At 55.6% G+C, this 24,860-nt stretch carries 26 protein-coding genes; 9 read left to right on the top strand and 17 right to left on the bottom strand.

Annotation, left to right across the window (positions count from 1 at the left end; genetic code table 11):
• Positions 1-268 precede the first annotated feature (268 nt).
• Both KQP88_RS12320 and KQP88_RS12315 read left to right on the top strand, forming a co-directional pair.
• On the top strand, positions 269-709 hold the full coding sequence (locus KQP88_RS12320; RefSeq protein ID WP_216705854.1) for a hypothetical protein: 441 nt from the start codon (positions 269-271) through the stop codon (positions 707-709).
• 176 nt (positions 710-885) lie between these two features.
• Positions 886-1,752, top strand: a complete 867-nt coding sequence (locus tag KQP88_RS12315; RefSeq protein ID WP_216705853.1) for a hypothetical protein — start codon at positions 886-888, stop codon at positions 1,750-1,752.
• 296 nt (positions 1,753-2,048) lie between these two features.
• Here the strand turns inward: KQP88_RS12315 and KQP88_RS12310 are convergent, their stop codons facing one another.
• The 3 genes from KQP88_RS12310 to KQP88_RS12300 all read right to left on the bottom strand — a co-directional run bounded on the left by KQP88_RS12310 (position 2,049) and on the right by KQP88_RS12300 (position 4,754).
• Entirely contained in the window at positions 2,049-2,471 is a 423-nt protein-coding gene (locus KQP88_RS12310) for a hypothetical protein (RefSeq protein ID WP_216705852.1), read from the bottom strand.
• 58 nt (positions 2,472-2,529) lie between these two features.
• Positions 2,530-2,958, bottom strand: coding sequence for a hypothetical protein (locus KQP88_RS12305; protein WP_216705851.1), 429 nt, complete (start codon positions 2,956-2,958; stop codon positions 2,530-2,532).
• An 80-nt stretch (positions 2,959-3,038) separates the two neighbouring features.
• Positions 3,039-4,754 (bottom strand): DUF4344 domain-containing metallopeptidase, encoded by a 1,716-nt coding sequence (locus tag KQP88_RS12300; protein ID WP_216705850.1) that lies wholly within the window; start codon positions 4,752-4,754, stop codon positions 3,039-3,041.
• A gap of 156 nt (positions 4,755-4,910) precedes the next feature.
• Here KQP88_RS12300 and KQP88_RS12295 point away from each other — a divergent pair, with 156 nt between their 5' ends.
• The gene (locus KQP88_RS12295) at positions 4,911-5,294 is read left to right on the top strand and encodes a hypothetical protein (RefSeq protein ID WP_216705849.1); all 384 of its coding nucleotides are present in this window, start codon (positions 4,911-4,913) and stop codon (positions 5,292-5,294) included.
• A gap of 38 nt (positions 5,295-5,332) precedes the next feature.
• Positions 5,333-5,701: a DUF6393 family protein gene (locus KQP88_RS12290; protein WP_216705848.1), complete on the top strand. Its 369-nt coding sequence runs from the start codon at positions 5,333-5,335 to the stop codon at positions 5,699-5,701.
• Positions 5,702-6,349: 648 nt separating this feature from the next.
• Here KQP88_RS12290 and KQP88_RS12285 read toward each other — a convergent pair.
• Positions 6,350-6,853 carry a hypothetical protein gene (locus KQP88_RS12285; RefSeq protein WP_253950586.1) on the bottom strand — a complete coding sequence of 168 codons (504 nt, stop codon included), beginning with the start codon at positions 6,851-6,853 and terminating at the stop codon, positions 6,350-6,352.
• Between the two features lie 359 nt (positions 6,854-7,212).
• Here KQP88_RS12285 and KQP88_RS12280 point away from each other — a divergent pair, with 359 nt between their 5' ends.
• Positions 7,213-8,493: a cytochrome P450 gene (locus KQP88_RS12280; protein ID WP_216705847.1), complete on the top strand. Its 1,281-nt coding sequence runs from the start codon at positions 7,213-7,215 to the stop codon at positions 8,491-8,493.
• Positions 8,494-8,537: 44 nt separating this feature from the next.
• On the opposite strand, the gene KQP88_RS12275 is transcribed toward KQP88_RS12280, so the two are convergent.
• The 4 genes from KQP88_RS12275 to choX form a co-directional block, all read right to left on the bottom strand.
• Positions 8,538-9,014, bottom strand: a complete 477-nt coding sequence (locus tag KQP88_RS12275; RefSeq protein ID WP_216705846.1) for a thioesterase family protein — start codon at positions 9,012-9,014, stop codon at positions 8,538-8,540.
• An 81-nt stretch (positions 9,015-9,095) separates the two neighbouring features.
• A complete protein-coding gene (locus tag KQP88_RS12270; RefSeq protein WP_216705845.1) occupies positions 9,096-10,061 on the bottom strand; it encodes an L-carnitine dehydrogenase in 966 nt (321 codons plus the stop codon).
• 77 nt (positions 10,062-10,138) lie between these two features.
• Entirely contained in the window at positions 10,139-11,026 is an 888-nt protein-coding gene (locus KQP88_RS12265) for a BKACE family enzyme (protein ID WP_216705844.1), read from the bottom strand.
• 79 nt (positions 11,027-11,105) lie between these two features.
• Positions 11,106-12,050 (bottom strand): choline ABC transporter substrate-binding protein, encoded by a 945-nt coding sequence (gene choX, locus KQP88_RS12260; RefSeq protein ID WP_216705843.1) that lies wholly within the window; start codon positions 12,048-12,050, stop codon positions 11,106-11,108.
• Between the two features lie 193 nt (positions 12,051-12,243).
• On the opposite strand from choX, the gene KQP88_RS12255 reads away from it, so the two are divergent.
• Both KQP88_RS12255 and KQP88_RS12250 read left to right on the top strand, forming a co-directional pair.
• Positions 12,244-13,188, top strand: coding sequence for a GlxA family transcriptional regulator (locus KQP88_RS12255; protein WP_216705842.1), 945 nt, complete (start codon positions 12,244-12,246; stop codon positions 13,186-13,188).
• Positions 13,189-13,351: 163 nt separating this feature from the next.
• A complete protein-coding gene (locus tag KQP88_RS12250) occupies positions 13,352-13,666 on the top strand; it encodes a hypothetical protein (protein ID WP_216705841.1) in 315 nt (104 codons plus the stop codon).
• Positions 13,667-13,694: 28 nt separating this feature from the next.
• On the opposite strand, the gene KQP88_RS12245 is transcribed toward KQP88_RS12250, so the two are convergent.
• Both KQP88_RS12245 and KQP88_RS12240 read right to left on the bottom strand, forming a co-directional pair.
• Complete coding sequence (locus tag KQP88_RS12245) at positions 13,695-14,096, bottom strand: lysozyme inhibitor LprI family protein (RefSeq protein ID WP_216705840.1); 402 nt, start codon at positions 14,094-14,096, stop codon at positions 13,695-13,697.
• 202 nt (positions 14,097-14,298) lie between these two features.
• Entirely contained in the window at positions 14,299-15,732 is a 1,434-nt protein-coding gene (locus tag KQP88_RS12240) for a DUF1963 domain-containing protein (protein ID WP_216705839.1), read from the bottom strand.
• A 410-nt stretch (positions 15,733-16,142) separates the two neighbouring features.
• On the opposite strand from KQP88_RS12240, the gene KQP88_RS12235 reads away from it, so the two are divergent.
• Positions 16,143-17,270, top strand: a complete 1,128-nt coding sequence (locus KQP88_RS12235; protein WP_253950585.1) for a DUF4041 domain-containing protein — start codon at positions 16,143-16,145, stop codon at positions 17,268-17,270.
• Positions 17,271-17,666, top strand: coding sequence for a GIY-YIG nuclease family protein (locus KQP88_RS25265; RefSeq protein WP_253950584.1), 396 nt, complete (start codon positions 17,271-17,273; stop codon positions 17,664-17,666).
• A gap of 344 nt (positions 17,667-18,010) precedes the next feature.
• Here KQP88_RS25265 and KQP88_RS12230 read toward each other — a convergent pair whose 3' ends face one another.
• The 7 genes from KQP88_RS12230 to KQP88_RS12200 all read right to left on the bottom strand — a co-directional run bounded on the left by KQP88_RS12230 (position 18,011) and on the right by KQP88_RS12200 (position 24,768).
• On the bottom strand, positions 18,011-18,415 hold the full coding sequence (locus KQP88_RS12230; RefSeq protein ID WP_216705838.1) for a DUF2251 domain-containing protein: 405 nt from the start codon (positions 18,413-18,415) through the stop codon (positions 18,011-18,013).
• A 77-nt stretch (positions 18,416-18,492) separates the two neighbouring features.
• A complete protein-coding gene (locus KQP88_RS12225) occupies positions 18,493-19,680 on the bottom strand; it encodes an MFS transporter (RefSeq protein WP_216705837.1) in 1,188 nt (395 codons plus the stop codon).
• A gap of 32 nt (positions 19,681-19,712) precedes the next feature.
• Complete coding sequence (locus KQP88_RS12220; protein ID WP_216705836.1) at positions 19,713-20,474, bottom strand: ABC transporter ATP-binding protein; 762 nt, start codon at positions 20,472-20,474, stop codon at positions 19,713-19,715.
• Positions 20,471-21,319 carry an ABC transporter ATP-binding protein gene (locus tag KQP88_RS12215; RefSeq protein ID WP_216705835.1) on the bottom strand — a complete coding sequence of 283 codons (849 nt, stop codon included), beginning with the start codon at positions 21,317-21,319 and terminating at the stop codon, positions 20,471-20,473. The genes KQP88_RS12220 and KQP88_RS12215 overlap by 4 nt, the downstream gene beginning before the upstream one ends.
• Complete coding sequence (locus tag KQP88_RS12210; protein WP_216705834.1) at positions 21,309-22,163, bottom strand: ABC transporter permease; 855 nt, start codon at positions 22,161-22,163, stop codon at positions 21,309-21,311. The genes KQP88_RS12215 and KQP88_RS12210 overlap by 11 nt, the downstream gene beginning before the upstream one ends.
• Complete coding sequence (locus tag KQP88_RS12205) at positions 22,160-23,170, bottom strand: ABC transporter permease (RefSeq protein ID WP_200992401.1); 1,011 nt, start codon at positions 23,168-23,170, stop codon at positions 22,160-22,162. The genes KQP88_RS12210 and KQP88_RS12205 overlap by 4 nt, the downstream gene beginning before the upstream one ends.
• A gap of 20 nt (positions 23,171-23,190) precedes the next feature.
• On the bottom strand, positions 23,191-24,768 hold the full coding sequence (locus KQP88_RS12200; protein WP_216705833.1) for an ABC transporter substrate-binding protein: 1,578 nt from the start codon (positions 24,766-24,768) through the stop codon (positions 23,191-23,193).
• Positions 24,769-24,860 lie beyond the last annotated feature (92 nt).

Here is a 24,860-nt window from a genome sequence, read left to right as displayed (position 1 = left end):
TAAGCAATGGCCTGTGGGTATGCCTTATCATCTATCCCCCGTCAGGCTGGCTGAAAGAGAGTCACCGTATCCCCGGCAGTCACATTGGTAGTAGTACATATGTGCTATTGATATGCTTTAAAGGCTTGGTCATTATTCTGCAAATAGACTAACTTTCGCTCTTGTCATGTGCTTCCATGAATGATTTTCCTCAAGCCGATTAATTTTTTCGGCTTGGCGATCATTACACGTGCTTAGACGGTTTCATATAAATATCAGGATCGAAATAATGTTCAAGATGGCAGTGACGCTTTTGCTTTTTGTGTCTGTCTCCGGATGCAGCTCTTTTAACCCTGAGCATGAAATGATAGACAAGCTCAAGGGCAAGGATATCGCAGAAGCCAAGGGCTTTCTTTATTCAACCATGGGTAATCCTGTCTATGAGCCCACGCCAATACCCAGCATAATTGCCGACACGATTCCGGTTGATTCAGAGCGTCTATATCAATGGGAGACGCTTGTTTACTACGAAGACGTGCCGGAGCAGACCGGCTCCTACATGGACGTCAATATGGGGCGCCCTATATTGGTTTATACCTACGACTACAAGCGTGTTAATCACTACTGCACCGTCAACCTTAAAGCCGATCGACGAGGCATCATTCAAAATGCGAAAGCGGTGGGTTCAGGATGTACGCGGTTATCAAAGAGCTGGTATTTCGGTGCCTGAGTGATAACAAAACACGAGGGTAGAGTGTTGTTACGTCAAGATCATAAATTAGCGAGAAATTAACTATGTTTGCCTGCCCATCCGCAGTATTTCATCGCCGCATATTATGCGTGGCAGCACTGTGGTTGAGTAGCGCGCTCACACCAGTTCTGGCTCTCTCGCCTGTAGAGCAACCCATGGATGCCATTGACGCTCTGGCTGAGCTGGGTTCAGAGAATCTGGCATGGGCGTCGCCGAAAATGCGCGACTATATGCGGCAGTGGTTCGATGTGGCTGAACTGGATGAGTCACCGTGCGCACCTGCTGACGTGAAGTTAGCGCCTATCACGAGTGTCTGCGAATACAAGCCCTCGAATCAGAGCGGCTATACCGGGCCGCCGCAACTTTTGCTCGGCTTTATCGGCCAAGACAAGAACTCTGTCCGAATTGGCAGTGTCGTGAGTCAGCGAGCACTCTCCTATCCCTGGAGTTGCCGTCCTTCGCAACTGGGCACTTTTGTGTGCATACCTGTTGGTGGAGACAGTAGCGAAAATGAGCAAGTGTTTACGCGCTGGGATAAATGGCTTCCCCAGAACGAAACCGAGTTGTTTGCCTGGTACGCAGCAGATCCTGAAATGAGGTACATCCAGAGTGTGCTCACCTCAGGCAAGCCGATGCCCGCCGATGTTCCGGGCCTGCTTGCCTGGAAGCAGTGGCAGGGTGTGGCAATGAATACGGTCCGGATCGAGCGGTTAGTGCTGATCGGTCAGATATGCCGCGTTTTAAACCCGGATGACGCGCAGACCATTATTCGCAATGCCAGTGCCGCACTGGCTCAACACCGGCTCCAGTTGACCGACCAGGACAGGCACCGTGCCAAAGACTGGCTAAAGGCTATGCGTATCGGTGCAACTCAGTCAGCAAGCGTCTCGGACGTGACCGATGAAGCGTCCTGCCAACGGTTTGCCGAGCCCTATGGAACCTTGTCAAAGCTCCTGACCTGGACAGATAAACCGCAGGAGTCAGCCCCGGGCATTCGTGCAAGCCCCCGGACGTTGCCCTGAGAATATCCGGCACAGATCTAAAACAGTCCTGCGTTGATTTTTTGTTCAATGATCTGCCCCAACTCGCGACCGGGGGATTGGACCTGCCGCGTGAACTGGGGGCAGCTCTGTGCGTGTTTGAAAGGGCGATGGTCTGCCAGGTGTTGCGATCGGCGACAATATTGACAGGACACAAACTCGCCGTTCAGCTTCCAGTACTTGTTCCAGAGCAACAGCGGCAGATAGGGTATGGCCATAAACGTCCTGTCTAACGGGATAAGAGAGCATAGATGATCAACAAGACTCCTCCGGAGTCATCACGGCCCCCAGCGATCCAGCACAGTATTTTCTATAGCGGGGTCATAAATCACTGTCACTTTCTCTGACTCATTGAAAGCCTTGGACATGGCCAGGAATATGGAGGTGTATGTGTGTTTGCCGACCCGCGTCTCACCGACTGCGGGTCGTGCGCCGAGTGTCCATATATAGCTCGGAACGTCAGTTTCATAATTGCTTTCTGACCAGACGAAAAAGCATGCCTCAGGTCTGCCATCCACGTGCAGGTTAATGACATGACCGACACGTCGGCCCTCAAAACTTACCCGATAGTATCCATCCAGAGCTTCCCACACGCCCGATGGTGTTTGCTTGAAGGTCAAAGGCTCCTTGTCGCTGCTGTTTTTTCTGAACGGTGAAGCACACAACTTAGTCACCGCTCGCAACAGTTGCTTGTAATTCAAGTGCATACTCCTGACCTTACCCTGATCAAAGACACAAGCGAATCGGGCGGCGCTCCGCTTATTCGCGAATGAATTCGCTCCTACCTACCATCGTTTCATAACCTTCGAGCGCATAGCCGCTGATGCTGGTGCCAGTAAGATGGGCGTCCTCACATCTATAACTGCGGCGTTCATAACTGTAGGAAGTCCGTATCTGCTTTATATCGAGCAGAGGTTGTCTGAATTGCCAGCCTTCCTCGACTTCGTAAGTCAGGTGCCTGTCATCGATGGCGACCACACCGTCGGAGTAGATAAGCGTCTGCCTTGATCCGTCGTTATCGGGGATTGGCTGCGGGTCGGCCTTGCTCAGATCTTTCCGCCAGGTTGCCTCAAGAAAGGTGCGGCAAGCGGAGGCGCTGGGCAGGGTACGATCCTCGATCGTACTTGGCGGTAGTTGCCCGCTCGCATGGACGCAGACGGGCAAGAGCAGAGCTACAAGCCACGTCATGCAACCTGTTGCTACTTCACGAGGGCTTGATGTTCTGGCGTATGCAGTGTCCATACTCCGTTTATATCCTTGATTGGGGCTTATTCCTGGCGACTGACTGAGTCGCCGGTGTTTTTTTGAAAGCGTGGTGCGAAGTGTGGCGACAGAAAATCTTTCCATGCTGCATATTTCCCGGGAGCATCCTCAGTGCAATTTGCTGCTCTGGACTTTGGAAGCAGCCCCTGATCGACAATCGACGCATAACCCTGTGGATTGCTGCCGTAGACCCTGCACAACAGGTTGGAATAGCGCTCTTCGTTCCAAGTGTGCTTTTTAGATAATTCGTCGTGAATGTAAGGGGCAGGCACTGACAGGTCGGCTTTGAGCCCGGTCGCGTTCATCGCCAGCATGCGCGTGAGCTGCTCGGGTGTTTCTTCATTGTTCGCATCAAGCAGGATCAGGGTTGCGACCAGTTGATCGACAGTCTCTTCTTCATTCGAAGGGGGTGGCAGGTTCAGCAGGTCAATGAGTGCATGACCTGTAGCATGCAGCAAAGCAAGACGTAGCCTTGCCTTCACGTATTCAGCCCGGAATGCCGGATCATTATTGGCATTGAGAGCATCGGCCTGACGAAGAAGGTAGTCGATAACTCCGTAGCAGAGGATGACTGCAGAGTCCGCGGGACTGTAATGCGTATCCATGCCACATTGCCTGGCTATATAACGCAGAGGGCGGCGAGTCATGAACATGCCGTCCACCGCATTGATTTCGTTGTTGCCAACCAGTAAGTCAGACTTGCGCGTGAAGCGATAGGAATCTACCAGGCCGACATTCCTGAGTTCCTCGTAGGAATAGGAAAATCGTGGACCCAGACCATCGGGAGTGGCTTTCACAGGGGCTTGCTGCTCAACAGTTGAAGCGTTGTCACTGGCTGATGGTTTCCTTTTTTCTCTGGAGAGAGCTATGAGATAGGGGTAATAAGGCTGCTTTATCAGGTGGGGTTTGAGAAAAGCATCATAGGTAACGGCGGGCGTGGGAAATGCCTCAAAACTGTTGGAAATCAAGGGGGAGAAGATCTGCATCTCCGTATCATTATCACGCGCCCATATCAGGTCATAGCCCCGAATCTCATTCCCGCGTTGTTCGTAGCGGCTGTAGAACTTGACGGCACCGCGCTCCCCGGCGGTGATGAACATGTTGTCTTTCCTGGAGGTATGAATGATGGTCGACGCTCCATCTTCATTCACTTGCTTATATAAGGTATCGATAGCGCCGGGTGCGAGGCGATTTGCATTGATCATCTGTAGCGAAATTTTTCTGTCGTCGGAAACCAGTCTCAGTGAGAGCGTGCCCGGGTCCTGGAACGCCGTAGCAAGCAGTCTGGAGGGGTAGGCCACTATCACGCCCGTACCGGGGTCTGCCAGTGTCTCCCAGCCAGATCTTGTCCTGGCATTCAGGGCTAACTGATACAGGTGCTGGGCCATCGTTTCGCTGAGCAGGCCGGTACCGGGCTGTTTGTACTGTTGCTGAAGAGAAGCAATGGCGTCACGAGTGTCCTTGTCAAAATTGCCATCGATACGGCCGGTATAAACTCCGCCCCAGATCAAACCCTCCTGAATGATTTTACGTTCATCGAGGTTGAGCAGATTTTCAATATTATCTGCAGTCTGAACGGTGTACGGGATAGCGGGTGTTGCGGACGCTGCAAAAGTGCTCACTGGCCAGCAGAGTGCCAACCCGATGGAAATGAAGACCCGCTGCAGCATACTGCCGGGACTTGCCCCGACGAGTACGGGTACAAGCAGGTGAGGAGGCATAGAACATCCTTCATATCCGATCATGGCTTTGATAGAGGCTATACCGGGCACAGGCCCGAACAAATAGCACACATGTGCTATTGAAAAAGAGTTGGCAGGAATGAATTAATTGCTGAAAGGCTGTACACACTACAGGTCGCGATCTAAACGCTAATCATGATTAAAAATCTAACTAAAAATGCAGTTCTTTATAGCGGGGGAATTGCCATCGGCATCGTCGTTGTTCTTTTATGGGACTCCGTACGATCACCCTCGTCATTGACTGATGGCCTGCCGCACGAATGGAACAACGCCGCCGAACAATTTGGCAGTCGTCTACGCACTCGGTTTCCAGTGGGCATGCCTGCCGAGGATTTCATTCGTGAACTCAACAGCGAAGGGTTCAAACCGACATGGTTTGTGAGTGGCGGTTACTACGGGGCAGTGCGAAAGGAGGGATCGATACCCTGCAGGGTTTCTGCGCGAGTCTACTGGCGTCTTGGGCCGGGCGACACGCTTGCGTTTGTGGGTGGCGACTATCGGGAAGAAGGCTGTCTATGAACCCCTGTAAAGGACGCTTCAGGAGGCCGCCAGGCTTCATGAGATATCTGGTTGTGGCACTAATGGTGATGGGTTCAGGCTTTCAGCATGTTCTGGCTGCGGACTTGAGCGCCATGCTTGACGAAGTTCATTCATTGAGAAAGCCCGTCGGTTTTGAGCAAATCGATGTCAGCGATATTGTCACCCGATATTTCCCCTTGAATACCCGCAAGGCTGTAATTGCTCAGGCGTTCACCCTGTCTGAAACATCGAAGGTTATTGAAGATGCGCCTGGCACGCTTGTCGTTCGAGACAATCGGGGGCAGGCGATACTTGAGCCTGACGCCAGTTCTGTTGTGATGACCTTCACGTTCAATCAAGACAATCTGCTTGGCCGGGTATATGCCGTTCGTTTAAAAAGCCAATAAGAAAAGAGCGTGCCCAATAGCACATGTGTACTATTTTTTAAGAGCCTGGCAACGGGTATCTTCTGGCTTTATCGCAATTACGCCTTGGTTGTTTGTAGGCACTCAATAACTTCGCTTCCATGAGCAAACCCATCATGAACAAACTGGTTATTCCAGCGCTATTGATTATAGGTCTTTCAGGGTGCAGTACGATAAATCCAGAGAGAAGCATAGCCAGTGAGCTAGTGGGAAAAAACGTCAGTGAGGCGGTAGAGCGATTGGCTCCGTCAATGGGCAAGCCGAGGTATATAACCCGCTCAATCAGCAACCCTGAATATACCTTTTATGAATGGATGAGTAATGAAGGGTACTATGAGCCGGCACCTATACCGACACCTCCAGAGGTTACGTGCAACACGTAGAAACTTACACGACGAAGCGTAAATATACCGCCTGCATAGTCAATATGACCGTTGATTCCAAAGGCATCATCGCGTATTACGAAACCAAGGGCTGCGGTTTCATGGGAATGGGCAATACGGGGTCGCTGCATAAGTGGGGGATCAATTAAGCGTGCACAATGGCAGTGATCGGATGATCAATGCCACTTCATGAGAATGGATTCGGCACATCCCCGGGAACGATGTCTTTTTCAGCATCGCTCCGTGCTTAATAGGTCCTGAAGGAACGCACGACATCACCTTTGAATTCAACATACAGCTTGTTGATTTTCACCTTTTTTCCTGGGGCATTGCTGCCAGAGAGTGTACCGGCATCATTCATGATCTCTTGAGCATCACCCACCTGGTTCTGGCTCGAAATGATCGTGCTGGCAGAGCCTTGAGCCCCGTACCGGGTGGTGTACTTGTAAGCCATGTCCGTAAGCTTGCCCAGTTGCGACTCGCTGCGATCGTAAAGCCATTCCGAGGTATCGTTGCCCAGGTTGTCACTCACATTTGAAGGTGAGCCAAACTTTTCGCGAATCTGTTGTTTTGTTGACTTGCCAACAACAATATTACTTTTGATAAATTCAGGCGCGTACTTTGCCTCGCCGGTTAAAGAGTCCAGTCCGGCGAATGAACTTCCATCGGTTGAGCATGCCGTCAAGGCCATCATTAACATTCCTGCAGCCGCCAAACCTTTCAGTTTCGCCAGTTGGCAATAAGTACCCATGGTTGCTACCTCTGAGAGTAAAAGTTTATTTTTTGCACGAGAGTTTCGGCAGCCTGAAAGTCGACGGTTATCTGAAGATGTGCAATTGCTACTGAAAATTCGCTTATTGAGGTAGCTTAGTGGAGCTGTACAAGAACCTCCTATAGTACAGATGTGCTATTGATGACTTGGGAAGGAGTGAAAGGGTATGCTGATTACAAGTGGCAAGATGAGTCACGGGCCCATCAAATACACATGAGACAATTGAATGCCCTACGAATTGGAAAATCGCCTTGTAATCGGGTCTGAGAAAGTCCATCCAGGGTAATATCCTCACCCCGAATAAGGCCCTGAACAAGGGAACGCAGTGAGGCGGAACCATGCTCGAAGCCAATCCGAATTGCCCGATACGCCGTCGGCTGGCCAACATACCCTGGGTCGGTGATAACCGTGCGGGCTTGCGCCACTGGCTGGAGATCCAGCGCGACCCGCTGGCCTGGCTGAAGAAAATGCACGCGATGCAGCCGGACGTCGCCGTCATGCGCATGGGCCCGCAACGTGTCTGGTGCCTGTTCCATCCGCAAACCGTGCACGAACTGATGGTCGAGCATCGTGACGATTTACGCCGCTGGACGCCGGCACTGTGCATGCTCAAGCAATGGAATGGACGCAGTTTCATGATGCGTGAAGGCGAGCCGGCACAAGCACAGCGCAAGGCGGTACGCCCACACCTTGTTGCACCGCAAGCCAGTGATGTGCGCCGCCTTGCCGCGCAGTGGGCAGACCGGATCGAGGAGGGGCGCGAGTATGATCTCGATCTGGAGATGGCCGCGTTCAGCGTCACCCTCAGCGGTCACGCACTGTTCGATGTAGACCTGAAGCCGGCGGCCTACCGGATCGCCAAGGCGGTTCGCCTGCTGTCGCGGGTGGCGTTGCTGGAGATGTCCACCGGTCTGCCACTGGGGCACTGGTTCCCGAGCAAACTCTGCCCGCGCAAACGCTGGGCGCTGGGACAATTGCGGGGAGTGGTCGACGAAGTCGTGGAGCATTCGCCCCGGCCCCTCGTCGAGATGCGTGATGAGCTCTGCACACTACTGATGGCATCGCACCAGTCCACTGGCGTCACCATGACCTGGTGTCTGCTGCTGTTGGCGCAGCGTCCGGAATTATGCAAGCAACTGCGGGCCGAACTGGCGCCAGTCGACTGGACAGCAATCCGTTCGCTTAGTGACCTGCGCAACTGTCCCTTATTGAGAGCGGTGTTACAGGAAAGCCTGCGTCTTTACCCGCCGGCCTACGGCCTTGTTCAGCGACAGGTGAGTGCTGACATCGAAGTGTCCGGCCATTCTCTCAAGCGTGGAGACGTGGTTATGGTTTCCAGCTGGATCACACACCGGGACCCACGCTGGTTCGAAGAGCCCCTGGAGTTTCGCCCGGAACGCTTTATGGACTCAGCGACATGGCCGCGCGGCGCCTATTTCCCGTTTGGCCTGGGCGACCGTTCCTGCCCGGGAACAGCGATGGCAATGATTGATCTTGCTGCATCACTGGCTTACTGGGTGGAACATTGGGACATCGTGCATGACGGGGAACTGGTGCCACGTGGCTGGTTTTCTTTGCGCCCGCAAAGGGCTCGAGTCAGGTTTGTTCGGGTGGCATGAGAGGTTAACCGGAATCCAGGGCAGCAACTCCTGGGGAATCTTACTCATTTTTTGGGAGGCAACCCAATCACTCGGCCAAGCAGAGCCGGGCGGGGCAGGGTGGAGTGCTCGGCGCTGATGACTCTCAGTTTTGCCAGCGATGCCTCGGTAAACGGTACCGACTTTGGCCCGGAAAGATCCACATGCAGCAACATCTGTTCATTGCCTGCCAGCTCCTTCTCATCGCCCACCGGATGCAGGCTGTGGTAGAGGTGTATGCGCTTGGCGTCGTGGGCGATCAATTGTGTGTGCACCTCAACCTCGGCGCCGAGTTTTACTTCGTGCAGGTAGTTGAGGTGCAGTTCCAGGGTGAACAACGAATGGCTGCTGGCCTCACGGTTTTCACTGTCAAGGCCAAGCATGTCCATCAGTGAGTCTGTGGCGTAGCTGAAGATCAGCAAGTAGAACGCGTCGCGCAGGTGATCGTTGTAGTCCACCCAGTCGGACGGGATTTTTGTGGTGTAAGTGGTCAGTGCGGGCATGTCTGGGATTCCGGGTCAGTATTCGGTCAACTTTGTGAGCTGGCTCGCCTGCAAGCCAGCTCTCACAGAGATCAATAGCGGCTACTCGGCAAAGTTCATACCGTGCCTGGCTTTAGTGGTTTTCACCGCCTCCAGCACTGCCAGCAGGCAATCATCTCGATAGCGCTCCATCGCCGAGATGCTGTGATTGGCCAATTGCTCGCTGGTGCCGGCGACCACGTCGTCGATCAGCTTGTCGGTCAGCTCCGGCGCCGGCAGGTAGGTCCACGGCAACTGTAACGCCGGGCCGAATTGCGCCATGAAATGTCGCATTCCGGCATCGCCGCCTGCCAGGGTATAGGTCAGGAAGGTGCCCATGAATGACCAGCGCAATCCGGCGCCAAAACGGATCGCGTCATCGATTTCGCCGGTGGTTGCCACGCCGTCATTGACCAGGTGCAAAGCTTCACGCCATACCGCTTCGAGCAGGCGGTCGGCAATAAAACCAGGGACCTCCTTGCGCACATGCAGCGGGCGCATGCCCAGGGATTCATACACCTTGATCGCCGCCTCGACAGCCTCCGGTGTGGTGTTCTTGCCTCCCACCACTTCCACCAGCGGCAGCAGATAAACAGGGTTGAACGGGTGACCCACCACGCAGCGTTCCGGGTGGGTGGCCCCTTCGTAGAATTCACTCGGCAACAGGCCTGAAGTGCTTGATCCAATCAATGCATCCGGTTTGGCCGCCGCGCTAATCTTGCTGTGTAATTCCAGTTTCAACTCCAGGCGCTCCGGGGCGCTTTCCTGGATGAAATCAGCGTCTTTCACACATTCTTCGATGGTTGCGACAAAACGCAGTCGATCCTGGGAAGCCCCCTTTGCCAGGCCCTGTTTTTCCAGTGCGCCCCAGGCGTTGGCGACGCGTTTGCGCAGGGCGGCTTCTGCATTGGGCGCGGGGTCCCAGGCGATCACATCCAGGCCATGGGCCAGGGCGCGGGACACCCAGCCGCTGCCAATAACACCGCTACCGAGAGCAGCAAAGGTTTTGATTTCTGTGATAAAGCCCATGGGGACGTTCCTTGATAATTCGATGATTCAATGTGTAAGCCAATCCAGCTGTGGCAGCTGACTCTGTGGTCCCCGCATCAGCAACGCTTGGTCAGCCCCATCTTTACGCGGCCTTCGGCCGGGCTCATTACCCGCGCACCCAGGTGGCTCAGGATTTCACTCACGCGCTCCACAAGCTGCCCGTTGGTGGCAAGTACGCCTTTTTCCAGCCACAGGTTGTCTTCCAGGCCAACCCGCACATTGCCGCCCAGCAGCACTGCTTGTGCCGCCATCGGCATTTGCATGCGGCCGATACCGAAGCCGGCCCACACCGCGTCGTCGGGCAGGTTGTCGACCATGGCTTTCATAGTGGCGGTGTCGGCGGGCGCTCCCCAAGGGATGCCCATACACAGCTGGAACAACGGGGAGTCCAGCAACCCTTCCTTGATCATCTGCTTGGCGAACCACAAGTGGCCGGTGTCGAAAATTTCCAGCTCGGCCTTTACGCCCAGCTCTTGAATGCGTTTGGCACCTGCCCGCAGTTGCGCCGGAGTGGACACGTAAATGGTGTCACCATCGCCGAAGTTCAGGGTGCCGCAGTCCAGGGTGCAGATTTCCGGCAACAGCTCTTCGACGTGGGCCAAGCGTGCCAGTGGGCCGACCAGGTCAGTGTTGGGCCCAAACTCCATCGGGTGCTCGCCGCCGCCGATCTCCAGGTCGCCGCCCATGCCCGCGGTGAGGTTCACGATGATATCGATGTCGGCCTCACGGATGCGCTCCATCACTTCTCGATACAGGGCGACGTCGCGACTGAACCTGCCGGTTTGCGGGTCACGCACATGGCAATGCACTACGGTGGCACCGGCCTTGGCGGCTTCCACCGCAGCGGCAGCAATCTGTTTGGGAGTAACCGGCACGTGCGGGCTTTTTGCAGTCGTGTCGCCAGCACCCGTGAGTGCGCAGGTGAGGATGACGTTGTGGTTCATGAGGCAGGTTCCTTACAAACGGGCGTAGTTGGGGTGTATGGCAGCCGAAAACGGCTGCTACACGGTGATCCGGATCAGGTTATTGACGGGTCAGTTGCAGGTTGGCCGCAGCCGGTTTGCCATCGAAGGTGGTCACGCCTTCCAGCCAGCGTTGCTGATCTTGGGGGTGATCCTTGAGCCACTGCCTGGCGGACTCCAAGGCGTTCTTGTGATCCAGCAGCGGCTGCATCATCTGGCTCACATCGGCGACGGTGAAGGTCAGGTTGGTCAGGAGTTTGTGGATGTTGGGGCACTGCTCGGCATAGTTTGTCGAGGTAACGTTCCACACCGAGGCCATGCCTTCGTTCGGCCCCATGGCGTCGTCGCTGCCGGAGAGGTAGGTCATGGCGATCTTGACGTTCATCGGATGCGGTGCCCAGCCGAAGAACAACACGGCTTCCTTGCGACGTACCGCACGGTCGACGGCGGCGAGCATACCGGCCTCGCTGGATTCAATCAGTTCGAACTTGCCCAGACCGAACTGGTTCTTGGCAATCATCGACTTGATCTGGGTGTTGGCGCCCGAGCCCGGCTCAATGCTGTAGATCTTCCCGCCAAGTTCTTTCTCGAACTTGGCGATGTCGGCGAACGTTTTCAGGCCCTTGTCCGCCAGGTATGTCGGCACGGCGAGGGTGGCACGCGCATCTTCCAGGTTTGGTTTGGCGAGGACCTTCACCTGCCCGGCATCGACGAATGGCGTGATGGTCTGGCTCATCAGTGGTTTCCAGTAGCCCAGGAAAAGGTCCAGGCGCTGGTCACGGATGCCGGCGAAGATGATTTGCTGGGAGGCGCTGGTCTGTTTGGTCTTGTAACCGAGGCTGTCGAGCAGCACTTGGGTAATTGCGCTGGTAGCGATTATGTCGGTCCAGTTCACCACGCCCATGCGCACGTTCTGGCAGGAAGCGGCATCCGCTGCCAGTACATTAGTGCTAGTGCCCAAGATGGCGCTGAGTGCAAGCACGCAGCGGCTGATCAGTCTATTCATGATGAATCCCTCGGCAGGTCATTATTATGGGGGCCGACGTCTTTGTGCGTCGTGTCGCCAAGTTACGTACCTTCTGAGGCTACAAAACGCACGGCGGCGACCAGCTCTTGCACTGCAGCGACCTGCGCTCTTGAATTACCCGTTTAGCTGACGTATCACAGCGACTACGCTGCCGCCCCACGAGAGCGCCACCATGTCCCAGGACTTCTACTTTTTGCTGATGCCGGGCTTTTCGGCCATTGGCTTTATATCCGCGCTGGAACCCTTGCGAGTGGCCAACCGCTTTCGCGGCGAGCTGTACCGCTGGCACGTGCTGAGCTGCGATGGAGGTGCGGTACTGGCTAGCAATGGGATGTCAGTTAACGCCGACGCTGCATTGGAACCGCTGAAAAAGGGCGCGACGCTCTTTGTGGTCGCGGGTTTCGACCCCCTGCAGTTCTCCACCCCGGTTCTGGAACAATGGCTGCGCCGCCTCGACCACGACGGAGTGACTCTCGGTGCCATCGACACCGGTGCCTGCGTGCTTGCTGAAGCAGGCTTGCTCGATGGCTATCGGCTCACCCTGCATTGGGAAGCCATCGACGCCTTCAAGGAATCTTATTCACAACTCACGGTGACCCAGGAACTGTTCGAAATTGATCGTCGCCGCATCACCTGCGCTGGCGGTACAGCATCCATCGACCTGATGCTCGACCTGATCGCCCAGTCCCACGGACCAGACCTGGCCATCCTCGTCTCTGAGCAGTTTGTACTTGGGCGCATACGCCCGCGCAAAGACCACCAGCGTATGCAGATCGCTACCCGTTACGGCATCAACAACAAGAAGTTGGTGCAGGTGATCGGCGAGATGGAAAATCACACCGAGCCGCCGCTGAGCACCCTGGCGCTGGCGGAGCTGATCAAGGTGACGCGGCGCCAGCTGGAGCGGCTGTTTCGTCTGCACTTGAACGACACACCGAGCAACTTTTATCTCGGCCTGCGCCTGGAAAAAGCCAGGCAACTGCTTCGTCAGAGCCATATGAGCGTACTGGAGGTGGGTATTGCGTGCGGGTTTGAGTCGCCGTCGTATTTCACCCGCAGCTACAAGGCACGGTTTGCCAAGTGCCCGAGAGAGGATCGGCGACGGGAGGTGGTGTGAAGGGGAGCATGATTCCAAGAAGAGGAGGAGGGGGCAGCCTGTTCTTGATCGACGGTGCTCCAGGCACTCAGTTGCATAAGGCATCGAGCGCTGAACCTTGCATTACAGAGGAAGTTCTATTGAGTATCGCGTGAGGCACAATAGAAAGGAGCGTTGAAAATCCATGCACCCGACAACACCAGATGGTCGCTATTTTGTTGTCAAAGGACAGCTCTGGCGATGCTCTAATCCATCACTCTCCGAGGATGAGCGGCAGCGCCTGGTACATGAACTCATGAGTGCCCGTAGAGAAGTGAAACAGGCCAAGGCCTCTGGCGATCCTGATCTCCTCAAAGCGGCTCGTTCAAAGGTCAACGCTGCCAAGGTGGCGCTCGGTGAGCGAGGCGCTGTGTGGTGGAGCGATGGCAGTCCTGATTACAACCGACGGCGTGTTTTTGATACGCCTTATGCTGATTGGGCCAGTGGAGGGTTGGAGTAGGTGGGTTTTCCAAGAAGCGCAGAGCTGATCACAGCGCCTCTGACCATTCTTTGTGAATCGCTGCGATGCGGGCTGCGTAGGCCACTGTAAGGCACATAGCGTCTTTACAGACGTGAGCCAAGGCATCGTGCCATTCTTTCTGTTGTATGCCCATCGGGTCTATGTTCTTGCCCGTTTCACCGTCCACACCTTTTGTTTCTGACCTTACCTCTTCGACCAGTGCCAGCATTTTACTGTCCTGGGCTCGCAGGCTATCGCTTGAACACGCGATGTCCTCAAGCGTGGTCAACTTTGCACTCTCGTCGTCGCAGCGCTCGGCAAACCCAAAGCTGGAATAGCCTGCAGGTATATCTTCGCTTCCGGCACTCACGTTCAGCGCGAAGGTAACCAGCAGGGTGCTTGCGACACACAGGCCAATTCTTTTTTTCATCTGACAGTCTCTCTAGCCCAAGTTTGTCACGATCCCGTGGGACCGGATTCATCCGGGAAAGTGGCATTCTTGACGACAACTATTCTGTGGATGTAAGGCCCCTTCGCGAATGAGCGGAGCGCCGCCCGATTCGCACCCCCGAACTTGCGCCTGACTGAGAGCCAGCAGCGCTAGGAAAAGTGAATGGCTCACGTTATTAGACTCAATGTGATTCAACCACCGCTGCCACGCGATCAAAGTTCTGGACCGCCAGGTCTTCTCTGGAGATCCAGAAAGTCGCTTGGCCGCAATCCCCAAACTTGAGGTCGATGGCAGGATCCCAGGCGAGCTGCAGCAGGCATACCGGCTCGCCATCGATATCAGGTATGGTCCCTTGCAACAGTGGGACGTGCCCCAACATCTGGTGGACCCTGGCCTCGGCACAGTACTTTCGTCCATCGGCATGCTTGCGATGACTTTCCACATACGGCAAGTGCTCGCCCTCAAGGCCACGATAGAGCTGTAATGGAATCAACCGCGCTGCGTCAGGTGAACCCGCGACGTAGGCAACAGAGGCCAGCAAACCTGATGTGAATACACGTCCCATTGTTCTGTCGGTGAGTGTGGAGCTTTCGTCTTCATCCCCGATCTGTTCAATGATCCAGTTTCTAAACGCCTCCCTTGCGGCCTCATCGGGAGCGTTATCCCAGCCGATGCTTTTCGCGAGCTCCACCCAGTCCAGCACATCCTGATCAGCCACGAAACTGCGTGTTTTCTTGCTTCGGGCATTGCCTACGATCCGTGCGAGGCGATCTATCATGCTACCCACCTGGGGGAAATCAAGCTGATAGCGCAACCACTGGGCAGGGAACTTCCAGGTTTGAGACAGCGGCTGCTCCCAATGTAAAACCGCGTCGGCGTTGGGTATTAGCCCGGTCGCCGCCACAGCGGCTCCGAGGCTCAGCTCGGACCATCGCTGATGGTAGGCCGCCATGTCTGGCCTTGAGCCGTCTTCTGGTGTCGGCATGTCGTATGGCCAAGTGTCCATCCGCCGTGCAACCAATGGCCACTGCACGTGGACGCGGGGACCACTCTCACCCGGCAACAACCACTCCGGTTCCGTGTACGGACTGTCCACTGTCTTCACGTCCTGAATCGAGCGCAGATTTTCCGGCGCCTGGCGCGCGGGCTGGTCCTCGGGCACGTTGTGCGCATACAGGACCCGGACACGTTCCCAGGGTGCGTCTGTATTCCAAATCTGTTCTTCGTCGTTTGCGGCAAAGAAGAACAACATGCCCTGCGTTGGCATGAGCGACTCGACACGTGGCAACTCCGCGCAGTCGATCTGGGCAAGGAAATGCATGGGGGTCGACTCACCGTAGCTGACACCTACCGGCCATTCAAAAGTCTGCGGCAATTGCGGTAAACCGCCCAGCCGGCTGCGCACTTTGGGGAACGCGGTAGGTGGATACGCCCGCTGCAGCACGATGCCGGTTTTGCGGTGCTTGTGAATGTAAGCCTCAAGCTCGGCTTCCGCCTGGTGGTCGCGCAGGCTCGCGTCATAGGGAGACTGTGTTTGAGCTGCCACTTCCTGAACCTCTACGTTGCAAAGCGTTAGGACTGGGTTGCAGTGCCAGTCGAGTTGCCATTGCAGCATGCGATATGCCAACGGGTATCTGTGTGGAATAGCGAGGCTTGGCATGATGTCGTGGGCTTAAGGTAAAACAATAATCGAATTGCTGATGCTTACCGATAGCACAGGTGTACTACTGTGGTGCAGGCTCTTTCGCGAGTTCACTGTTCGCCCTTGACCCAGTGGCAGATATCACCCTGCCCCAATACCAATAGACCAAGCAACGCAGTGGAAGTGATGGCATTAGGCTATTTTGAGTTGTAAGCTTGCCACGCCAAAATACGGAATCGGAATCCATCATGTTCGTAATCAGCAGGCGCTGAGCAGATTTTCTTCAGTACAACCTCCGCAAAGTCTCGCACGAGATATCGTGCATATCTTCAATTAACGTAGTGCCTTAGAAACTGTGGTTCCTACGGAAAGGACAATCTCATATGGAAATCATTGCCGTAATTGCAGGCATAGCCGCGCTCATACTTTTGATAAGAAACACCAAGGCGAACGGCAAAATTGCTCAACTGAGCCTGCAGCTCAACGCTAGAAAAAACGACCTGGAGAAAACTGAAGCCGAAATCGACGAGCTCCGGAAACAGCTTCAAGCTCGAATCCACGAGCTTGAACGTTTTAAAGGCATCATGGATGTCGAGGCAGAGGCGTTACGTCTTTCCGCTGAAGCCAGCGCGGAACGCACCCGACTGGTTCAACTTGCCCAGTCCCGGGTCGATCAGGCAGAAAACCGCTTGGCCAAAGCGATCGCTGATGCCGACAAAATTGTAGCGACAGCGAACGAGCGCGCTCAAGAAATCGCCGGCGACGCCATGGAGGCTATGGGCAAGGCAAAGCAATATGCCGATGCCGCCAAAGCCATGAAGAACATCATCGAAGGTTACGGCGATGCCTATATCGTCCCGACTTACCATCTCCTGGACGACCTGGCTGAGGAGTTTGGATTCACCGAGGCTGGACAGAAACTCAAAGAGGCACGTGAGCACACCAAGGTTCTGGTGAAAACGGGCAGGGCGGCCAGCTGTGATTATGCCGAAGCGAATCGCCGGGAAACCGCTATTCGATTTGTGACCGACGCCTTCAACGGCAAGATCGACTCGATACTGTCTCGCTCCAAATCAGATAATCACGGCAAGCTCGAACAGGAAATCCTTGACGCTGCAGCAGTGGTCAACCAACTGGGCGCTCCATTCCGAAATGCTCGGGTGAACGAGGAGTACCTAAAGGCTCGTCTTGAAGAACTACGCTGGGGTGTCACTGCGAAGCTGCTGAAAGATCAAGAGCGCGAAGAGCAGCGACAACTGCGTGAACAGATGCGTGAGGAAGAAAAGGCTCGACGTGAATACGAGCGAGCCATTAAAGACGCCGCCAAGGAAGAAACGACGCTGCGCAAAGCTTTGGAGAAAGCTCAGGAGCAGGTTGCCGCAGCTAACGCCGCAGAGCGGGCCGAATTTGAGGCTCGCCTGGCATTGCTCCAAGACCAACTGAAAGCGGCTGAAGAGAAAAATCAGCGTGCTCTGTCAATGGCCCAGCGAACCCGGGCAGGTCACGTTTAAATGACTCGTCGGCTTGAGCCATTGGATCGTGTCCGTGAACTGGGCGACGCAAGCGTCCCGTTTGAGTTTGATGTACACGCTATGATCTTCAGTGACGACGCGCCAGGTCTGGAAAAACAACTGCATCGCCATTTTTTGCGTGAACAGGTCAACAAAGTGAATCCTCGCAAGGAGTTCTTCCGGATCGATCTGCCGTCCATTCGCAAGGAGCTTGAATCACTCGGCGTAGAAACTCAGTGGACGATGATCTCCCAGGCACTCGAGTATCGTGAAACCCTCCGGATCGAAGAGCAGATTCGTGAAAATCCAGCAGTCGCTGCCGAGTGGACCAGGCACCAGTTGGCAGTCGAAGAAACCATCGCGCAGGAAGAAGAGGCAGTCCTGGAGACTGTTTGAGCAGTTGCTCACAAGACTTGAAGGCGTGTGAGGATGAAGGCCCGTAGTGCCAAGCCGCGTGCCGGCGGCTTGGTTCACGACGGCCATGCCACCAAAACGCGATTGACGCGTTCTGAATTTCCGATCTTTAGGTACCGCCAGCAAGGGAGTCTTTTCTTGCATAATACATTATTTAACATAATACACATTATACGAATCTACATACGCAAAGCGTGTAACTCTCTGCTGGTGCTTTTCAACAGGCAATCCCACGCCCCAAACCTGAATTTCTCACCAGCGAGAAAAACATCACCACGAACCACCGCACTCGCACTGATGCTATCTCGCGAAACCCGACCTCGCTCTTACGCAAACAAACCCAGCGCCGCATCATCCCATTCGTGGCCACGCTCTGACCAACCATTGCCAACTGCTGGCGGGAACCCTGTGCGGCAATAACCTTGCTTCGCCGTGAAATCAAATATGGCGTGCGGGTAATCGTTGATCAGCAACACGGCCTTGCTGTGATCCATGGACCAGCCGATCTTCACGCTGGAGGGTTTTTCTTTGTCTGAAACGTCCTCGGCGTTGTAGATATGCAGCGCGTCCTGAATCGGGTTGCCTTCTACTGCTGTGTCCAGGGCGTAGAAATAGCCAGTGCCTTCGTCGTCCTCAAATACAACAATGTGAGTTCCTTCTGCCGCAGGTGCTTCTGTGACTGAGCCTTGGCCTACATGCAGTTCCGATTCGGCCGCCAGATAGATTGGCATCGAGTATTCCTTTACGTATGGGTTGGATGTTTGAAGCCCTGAATCATGCCAAACGCCATAAACCGGATCAAACCCTCTCAACCTTGAGCACAGGACCTCGTTGCCGAAGAGCCCTGCATCAACGGCCGCACCACGCTAATCAACCCCAACAACGCCATCCCGGCTCCGACCCACAGCGGTCCACGCAGTCCATACCCGGCATTGATAGCTTCTCCGCCTGCCCAGCTACCCAGCGCGAGGCCTGCCGTGATGACCGATGTGTGAAGTGTATTCACCAGTGCGCCCGGCTCGGCGGCTTTCATGACGCGTGCGGCCATTGCCGGATTCAGTGAGACACCGGTCAGGCCGATTGCGATGAAGCACGCGACGTTCAGCCACTGATGATCGCCAGCCAGCGCAAAGCCGCTCAATGCCAGTACCAACAGCGCCAGCCCCCAGCCCAATGCCGGGAATGTATGGCGGTCGGCGATACGTCCGACGAACATGTTGCCTGCCAGGTTGGCTACACCGTAGAGCGCCAGAATTGGTGCTATGTAGCCGGGAAGTACGCCGACTTCCTTGATCAGAATCGGTGTGATGTAGCTGAACGCCGCGAAGGTCGATCCGATGATCAGGCCGCTGGTGAGGTAAGCGCCCCAGAGGCTGAGGTTGTTGAGATCCCGCAATTGCTGCCGTAAGGCTGGCTGTTTGTCTGCACCGCCAGCAGGCAGTCGGGTAGCGACCAGGAATGTGCACACCAGGGATAACGCCACGATCATCCATGAACTCGCACGCCAGCCAAAAGCATGCTCAATCAGGTTGGTCATCGGTACGCCAGCCACAGGCGAAAGCATGAGTCCGCCCAGGACAACCGACACCGCCCGCCCCCGGGCTTCAGGCGGTACAAGTCCGGCGCAGATCGTCATGCACAGCCCGATGCAGGCAGCGCTGGACACGCCCATGATGACTCTGGCCAGCAACAGGATTTCGTAGCTTTGCGCCGCCGATGCCAGTGCTCCGGCTGCAACATACACAGCCAATAGCCCGATGAGTGCGGGCTTGTTGCCAATACTGCGGGACACCAGAAGCACCATGACGGGCGGTCCGCCCAGCGCCATGCCCAGTGCATAAAAGGCAATGAGGTTACCGACCTGGGCAAGGCTCACCGAGAATGAGTCGGCCAACGCCGGCATCATCCCGGCCACCATGAACTCTGCGGTGACCAGTGTGAAGATCGTCAAACCCAGCAGGTAGACGGTTGGCGGCAGTTTAGAGCGGTTGGTCATGACAATCTCGAAGCAAAACAAAGCGCGCTACCCTAAGCAGATATGACCGAACGGTCAAATATCTGGGTTGAATAATCTCTGCGCCCTTCCTGAGCAATGGCCGATAACCCTTCCCTGTCCAGCCGCCGCTCAATGCTCCCGTCCTTGATCACCAGAGCCCTGTCGCACAGATGTGCAACCGTGTTCATGTCGTGACTGACGAGGATCATGGTCATCCCGGTATCGTGTCGCAGCCCTTGAAGCAGATTGAGGATTTCTGCCTGCACGGTCATGTCCAGCGCCGAGGTGGGCTCGTCGAGTAGCAGTAATCGGGGTTGCAACTGCAATGCACGAACGATGGCGATTCGTTGTCGCTGGCCACCGGAGAGTTGATGCGGGTAACGGTCCAGAACCTCGGCGGGCAAACCCACTTGCTCCAGTGAGGCCACCAGGCTGGTTTCATCAAAAGGCAATCCGTTGATTTGCCGCGGCTCACGCAGGCTGCGACGAATGCGGTGCAAGGGATGCAATGAAGCGTATGGGTCCTGGAACACCATCTGAACATCACGGCGCAATTTGCCCTTGAAGGCTTGCTGCGCCACAAGGGACTGGCCGAACAATTGAACGTCGCCTTGCCAGTCACGCTGCAGCCCCGCAAGTACCCTCAACAGAGTCGACTTGCCGGAGCCGGAGCCGCCAATCAGGCCGTAACACTCACCCTGCCCGATCTGTATCTGCTCGACTTCCAGCGCCTTGAAGTGGCTCAAGCCGCGCTTGAAACTCACTGCCAATGAACTGATCTCCACGGCGTTCATCGATGCTCCTCAAGCAGGCTTCTGTCCAGGACAGGCAATGGATGCCCATAGCTCAGCGCCGAAGGCTGGCAGTTCCACAAGGTTTTCGTATACGGATGGCTGGCAGTCGCCAACTCGGATGCCCGGCACCGATCCACGATGTTGCCTTGGTACATGACCAACACGCGGTCGCAATACCTGGAAACCAGAGGCAGGTCGTGGCTGATCAACAGCAGTCCCATGCCCCGCTCCTCTACCAGGCCCATGATCAGATCAAGCATCTGGTCGCGCAGGTTGCTGTCCAGAGCTGAAGTCGGTTCATCGGCGATCAGCACACGAGGATCATTGATCAGCATCGACGCCAGCATGACCCTCTGCCCCATGCCTCCCGACAATTCATGAGGGTAACGGTCATAGAGACTTACCGGATCTGGCAAGCCTACTGCATCGAGCATGTCCAATACCTTTTCACGACGCTCGCGACGCCCGAGTCGGGTGTGCAATACCAGCACTTCCTCGACCTGAGTGCCGACCTTGAGCACCGGATTGAGGGAATACTTGGGGTCCTGCAGCACCAGTGACAATCGTGTACCGCGCAGGGTTTGCCACTGCTTTTCGTTCAGCCGCAGTAAATCATCGCCTCCCAGGCGCATGTGTTCTGCAGAAACCCGAGCCGGACGAGGCACCAGCCCAAGCAGCGCCCGGGCGGTCAGTGACTTGCCCGAACCTGACTCTCCCACCAAGGCAACCTTTTCAGTCCCCAACGTAAAATCAATCCCCTTTACGACATCGATTCGTTGGCCATCAGGCCCGGGAAAACCGATACGCAGGCCTCTTACATCCAGGAGTGTTTCATCACGAGCCATGGCGGGGATCCAGAACATCGCGCAGGCCATCGCCCAGCAGGTTGAAGGACAAACTCGTCAGAAGAATGGCGATGCCCGGTGCGGCAGCAACCCACCACTGATCGAAGATGACACGGCTGCCATCGGCAACCATCGAGCCCCATTCTGCGGTCGGCGGCTCGACACCCAGACCGAGAAAACCAAGCCCGGCAGCCGCCAGGATGATGCCACCCAGATTCAATGCCACACGTACAATCACAGACGGCAGGCATAGCGGCAGTACATGCCCAAGCAGCAGGCGTGCACCTGTAATACCTTGCAGATGAGCCGCCGCCAGATAATCGCTGTCGCGCAGGACGCTGGTTTCGGCCCGTGCCTGTCGTGCGTAGGCCGGCCATGCAGTGAGTGACAAGGCCAGCGCACCGTTGAGCAAGCCCGGTCCGAGAATGGCAACGAACGCCAACGCCAATACCAGTTGCGGAAATGCCATGAACACGTCGGTTATCCGCATCAGAATGCGTTCCGCCCAGCCGCCATAAAATCCGGCCGCGACTCCCACCAATACGCCGATAGGCAAGGTCAGCAGCAAGACCAGCGACACCAGCAGCAAGGTGGGACGAGTGCCGTAAAGCAGGCGAGTGAAAAGATCGCGACCGAAACCATCGGTGCCCAGCCAATGACTGGCTGAAGGCGGCAACAGACGCTGCTCAATGTTTTGCTGGTTTGGGTCAAAACCGCTTAACAGAGGTGCACATATTGCAACCAACAGCAGCAACAGAATCATTGATCCGCCGAGGCTCAGGGCTGGTGAACGACGCCACCAGCGTTGCCCTGAAACAGTATCGAAAGCGACAGAAAGGCTCATAGCAGCTCCCTTGTCCGTGGGTCGATCATGCCAGCCAACACATCGGCGATGCCGTTAACGACGACGAAACAGAGACCGATCAGCAAGGTGCTGCCCAAAATTGCCGGCACATCGCCTGCGAACAATGCAGTCGTCAGATAGCGACCGATGCCCGGCCAGGCAAAGACGGTTTCAGTGAGAATGGAGCCTTCGAGCAGACCGGCGTAAGCCAGGGCAACCACCACCACAAGTGTGCCTGCGACATTGGGCAAAACATGACGGAACAGCACACGACCGCGCCCTGCACCTTTGGCCAGAGCGGTTATCACATACTCCTTGCCCATCTCACCCAGTAGCGCAGATCGGGTCAGCCGACAGATACCCGCCATGGAGTGAAACCCCAACACCAGCACGGGCAGTATCAGGTGCGAGAAGGCATTGCTTAAAGCCCCCTCCTCTTCGGAACGCCAGGTGTCCCACAGCATCCAGCCGCTGGGCAGCTCGATGGTGTAGAGAAACACATCATCAAGGCGGCCTGGCCCTCCTGCCCACTGCAATGTTGCATAGAACAACAGCAGCATCAGCAGCCCGAGCCAGAACACCGGCACCGAATAACCGATCAGCGAGAACAGTCTCACCAGCGCGTCGATCCAGCCACCTGGCCGCCAGGCAGCCAGCAGCCCCAGTGACAACCCCAGAGACGCACCCAGCACAATCGACAATGTGGCGAGTTCAAGGGTGGCGGGCAAAGCACGCTTCAAATCCTCCAGCACCGGTTTGCTGGAGGTATTGGAAATCCCAAGATCGCCTTGGGACAGTTGATGGAGGTAACTGCCGAACCTGACTGGCCAGGGTTGGTCCAGTCCCAGATCACTGCGGACCTGTGCCAGGGTTGCCTCACTGGCACGGTCACCGGCAAGGCGTAACGCCGGGTCGACCGGTGACAGCGTGGTCAGCAGAAAGGTAAAGAGCAGCAGGCCCAGCAACGTGACCAGCAAAGTCAATAATCCGGTTCCTGCCACTCGAATCCTGCGCGAGGCCCCTGCCCTCACTTGGCTTTGCTCACCTGATCGAAGTACGGCAGAGAAACCGTGATGTTCTGCAGGACACCTTCGACACCTTCATGGACGGCGACCTGATTGCGGCCTTGCAGTGCAACTACAAAGGGTGAGCTTTCCTGTACGGTTTTTTGCAGGTGGCCATACAGGGCGGTGCGTTTCTGAGGGTCGCGTTCAGCGGCTGCCGCACGTGTCTCCTGGCTTAGCTGGGGAATATTCCATTGGGTGCGCCAGGCCAGGGTCTTTGGCCCATTTTCCACGTTGTAAGTGAAGGTGCTGGCGTTGGAGTTAGGGTCAAGGTAGTCCATGCCCCAATAGGTGAAGATCAGCTGATAATCACGACTACGCATCTTTGCCCACAGCTCGCTCTCAACCAGCGGGCGAACGGTGATGTCGATGCCTGCTTTCCCGAAGCTTGATTGCAAGGCCTGGGCAATATCGGTGTAAGGCGGCTGATTGAAGACATTCAATTCAATTCTGGTGCCTTCAGCGATGCCGGCATTTTTCAGGATGCCTTTGGCTTTTTCCACGTCCAGCTTGAAGGGCTGGTCACCCAATGATCCGGCCACACCTGATGGCAGGAACGATTGGTGCACGCTGTACTGCTCCTTGAGCAGATTTTTGGAAATGCTCTGGTAATCCACGAGCCAGCGGGCTGCTTCCCAGAAAGCGGGATTCTTCAGGGCGGGAACCTGAGTGTTACCGCTATTGATGCCCAGGTAGTAGATCATCGATGAAGGGAAACGCTGGACAGTCACGCCCTTCTGTTGTTCCAGGGCGCTGAACTGGTCCGCTCCCAGGTCATAAGCAATGTCCGCATCACCCTGGACCACCAGCAGGCGGCGTGTTGCCGGATCCGTGACATTCTTGATCACGACCGTCTTCAGCTTGGGGGCTACGGCGGCATGGGGGTTGGCCTGCAAAACCACCGCCTCATGAGGTGTGTAGGAGCGCAGCGCATAAGCCCCCGTACCCGCCGAATGATTTTTCAGCCAGCCATTGCCCAGATCGTTGCCCTTGGCATGTTTCTCGACTTCTGCCGCATCAACAATAAAGCCAACGGGGGTTGCCGACAGGATGCTCAAGGCAAAGGCGCTACCTACGCCGGCTGGCCAGGCGACTTTTACGTGGTTCTCATCAACCTTGGTAAGAAAGCCGTCAATGTTGTCTGCTGTCCAGCCCAGTTCGCCCAGAATGAAGGAAGGTGTCTTGTTCAGTTTGACGACACGCTTGAAAGAATAAATGACGTCCTCTGGACGTACCGCGTTGCCCGAAGAAAAAGTCGCTCCAGAACGCAGTTTGAACACCAGGCTCTTGTCGTCACTGCCGGCGGTCCAGCTTTGCGCCAACGCCGGGACCAGCACGGAGGGATTCTGACGATCAGGCTCCAGCAGGCGCTGATACAGACTGACCAGCGTGTTTGTAGCGGTTATTTCGAAACTTTCAGCAGGATCAAGGCTGACGATATCGTCAATTGAACGAGCCACAATCAACGTATCCGCAGGCGTCTTTGCCCACGCCGAACCACTGATTGCAATAGCCATTGCCAAAGCCGTAAGACGCCGCATTCCTGACTCCTGATTACAAGAAATTCCGTTGATGTGGCTCGACGATATATTTCTATCAGGAATAAGAAAAATAGTTTTTAGTCATTAACTTA

The organism is Pseudomonas lijiangensis, assembly GCF_018968705.1.
Classification (GTDB): Bacteria; Pseudomonadota; Gammaproteobacteria; order Pseudomonadales; family Pseudomonadaceae; genus Aquipseudomonas; species Aquipseudomonas lijiangensis.
The sequence above is the reverse complement of the archived record's forward strand: the minus strand, read 5'-3'. Positions and strand labels throughout refer to the sequence as shown.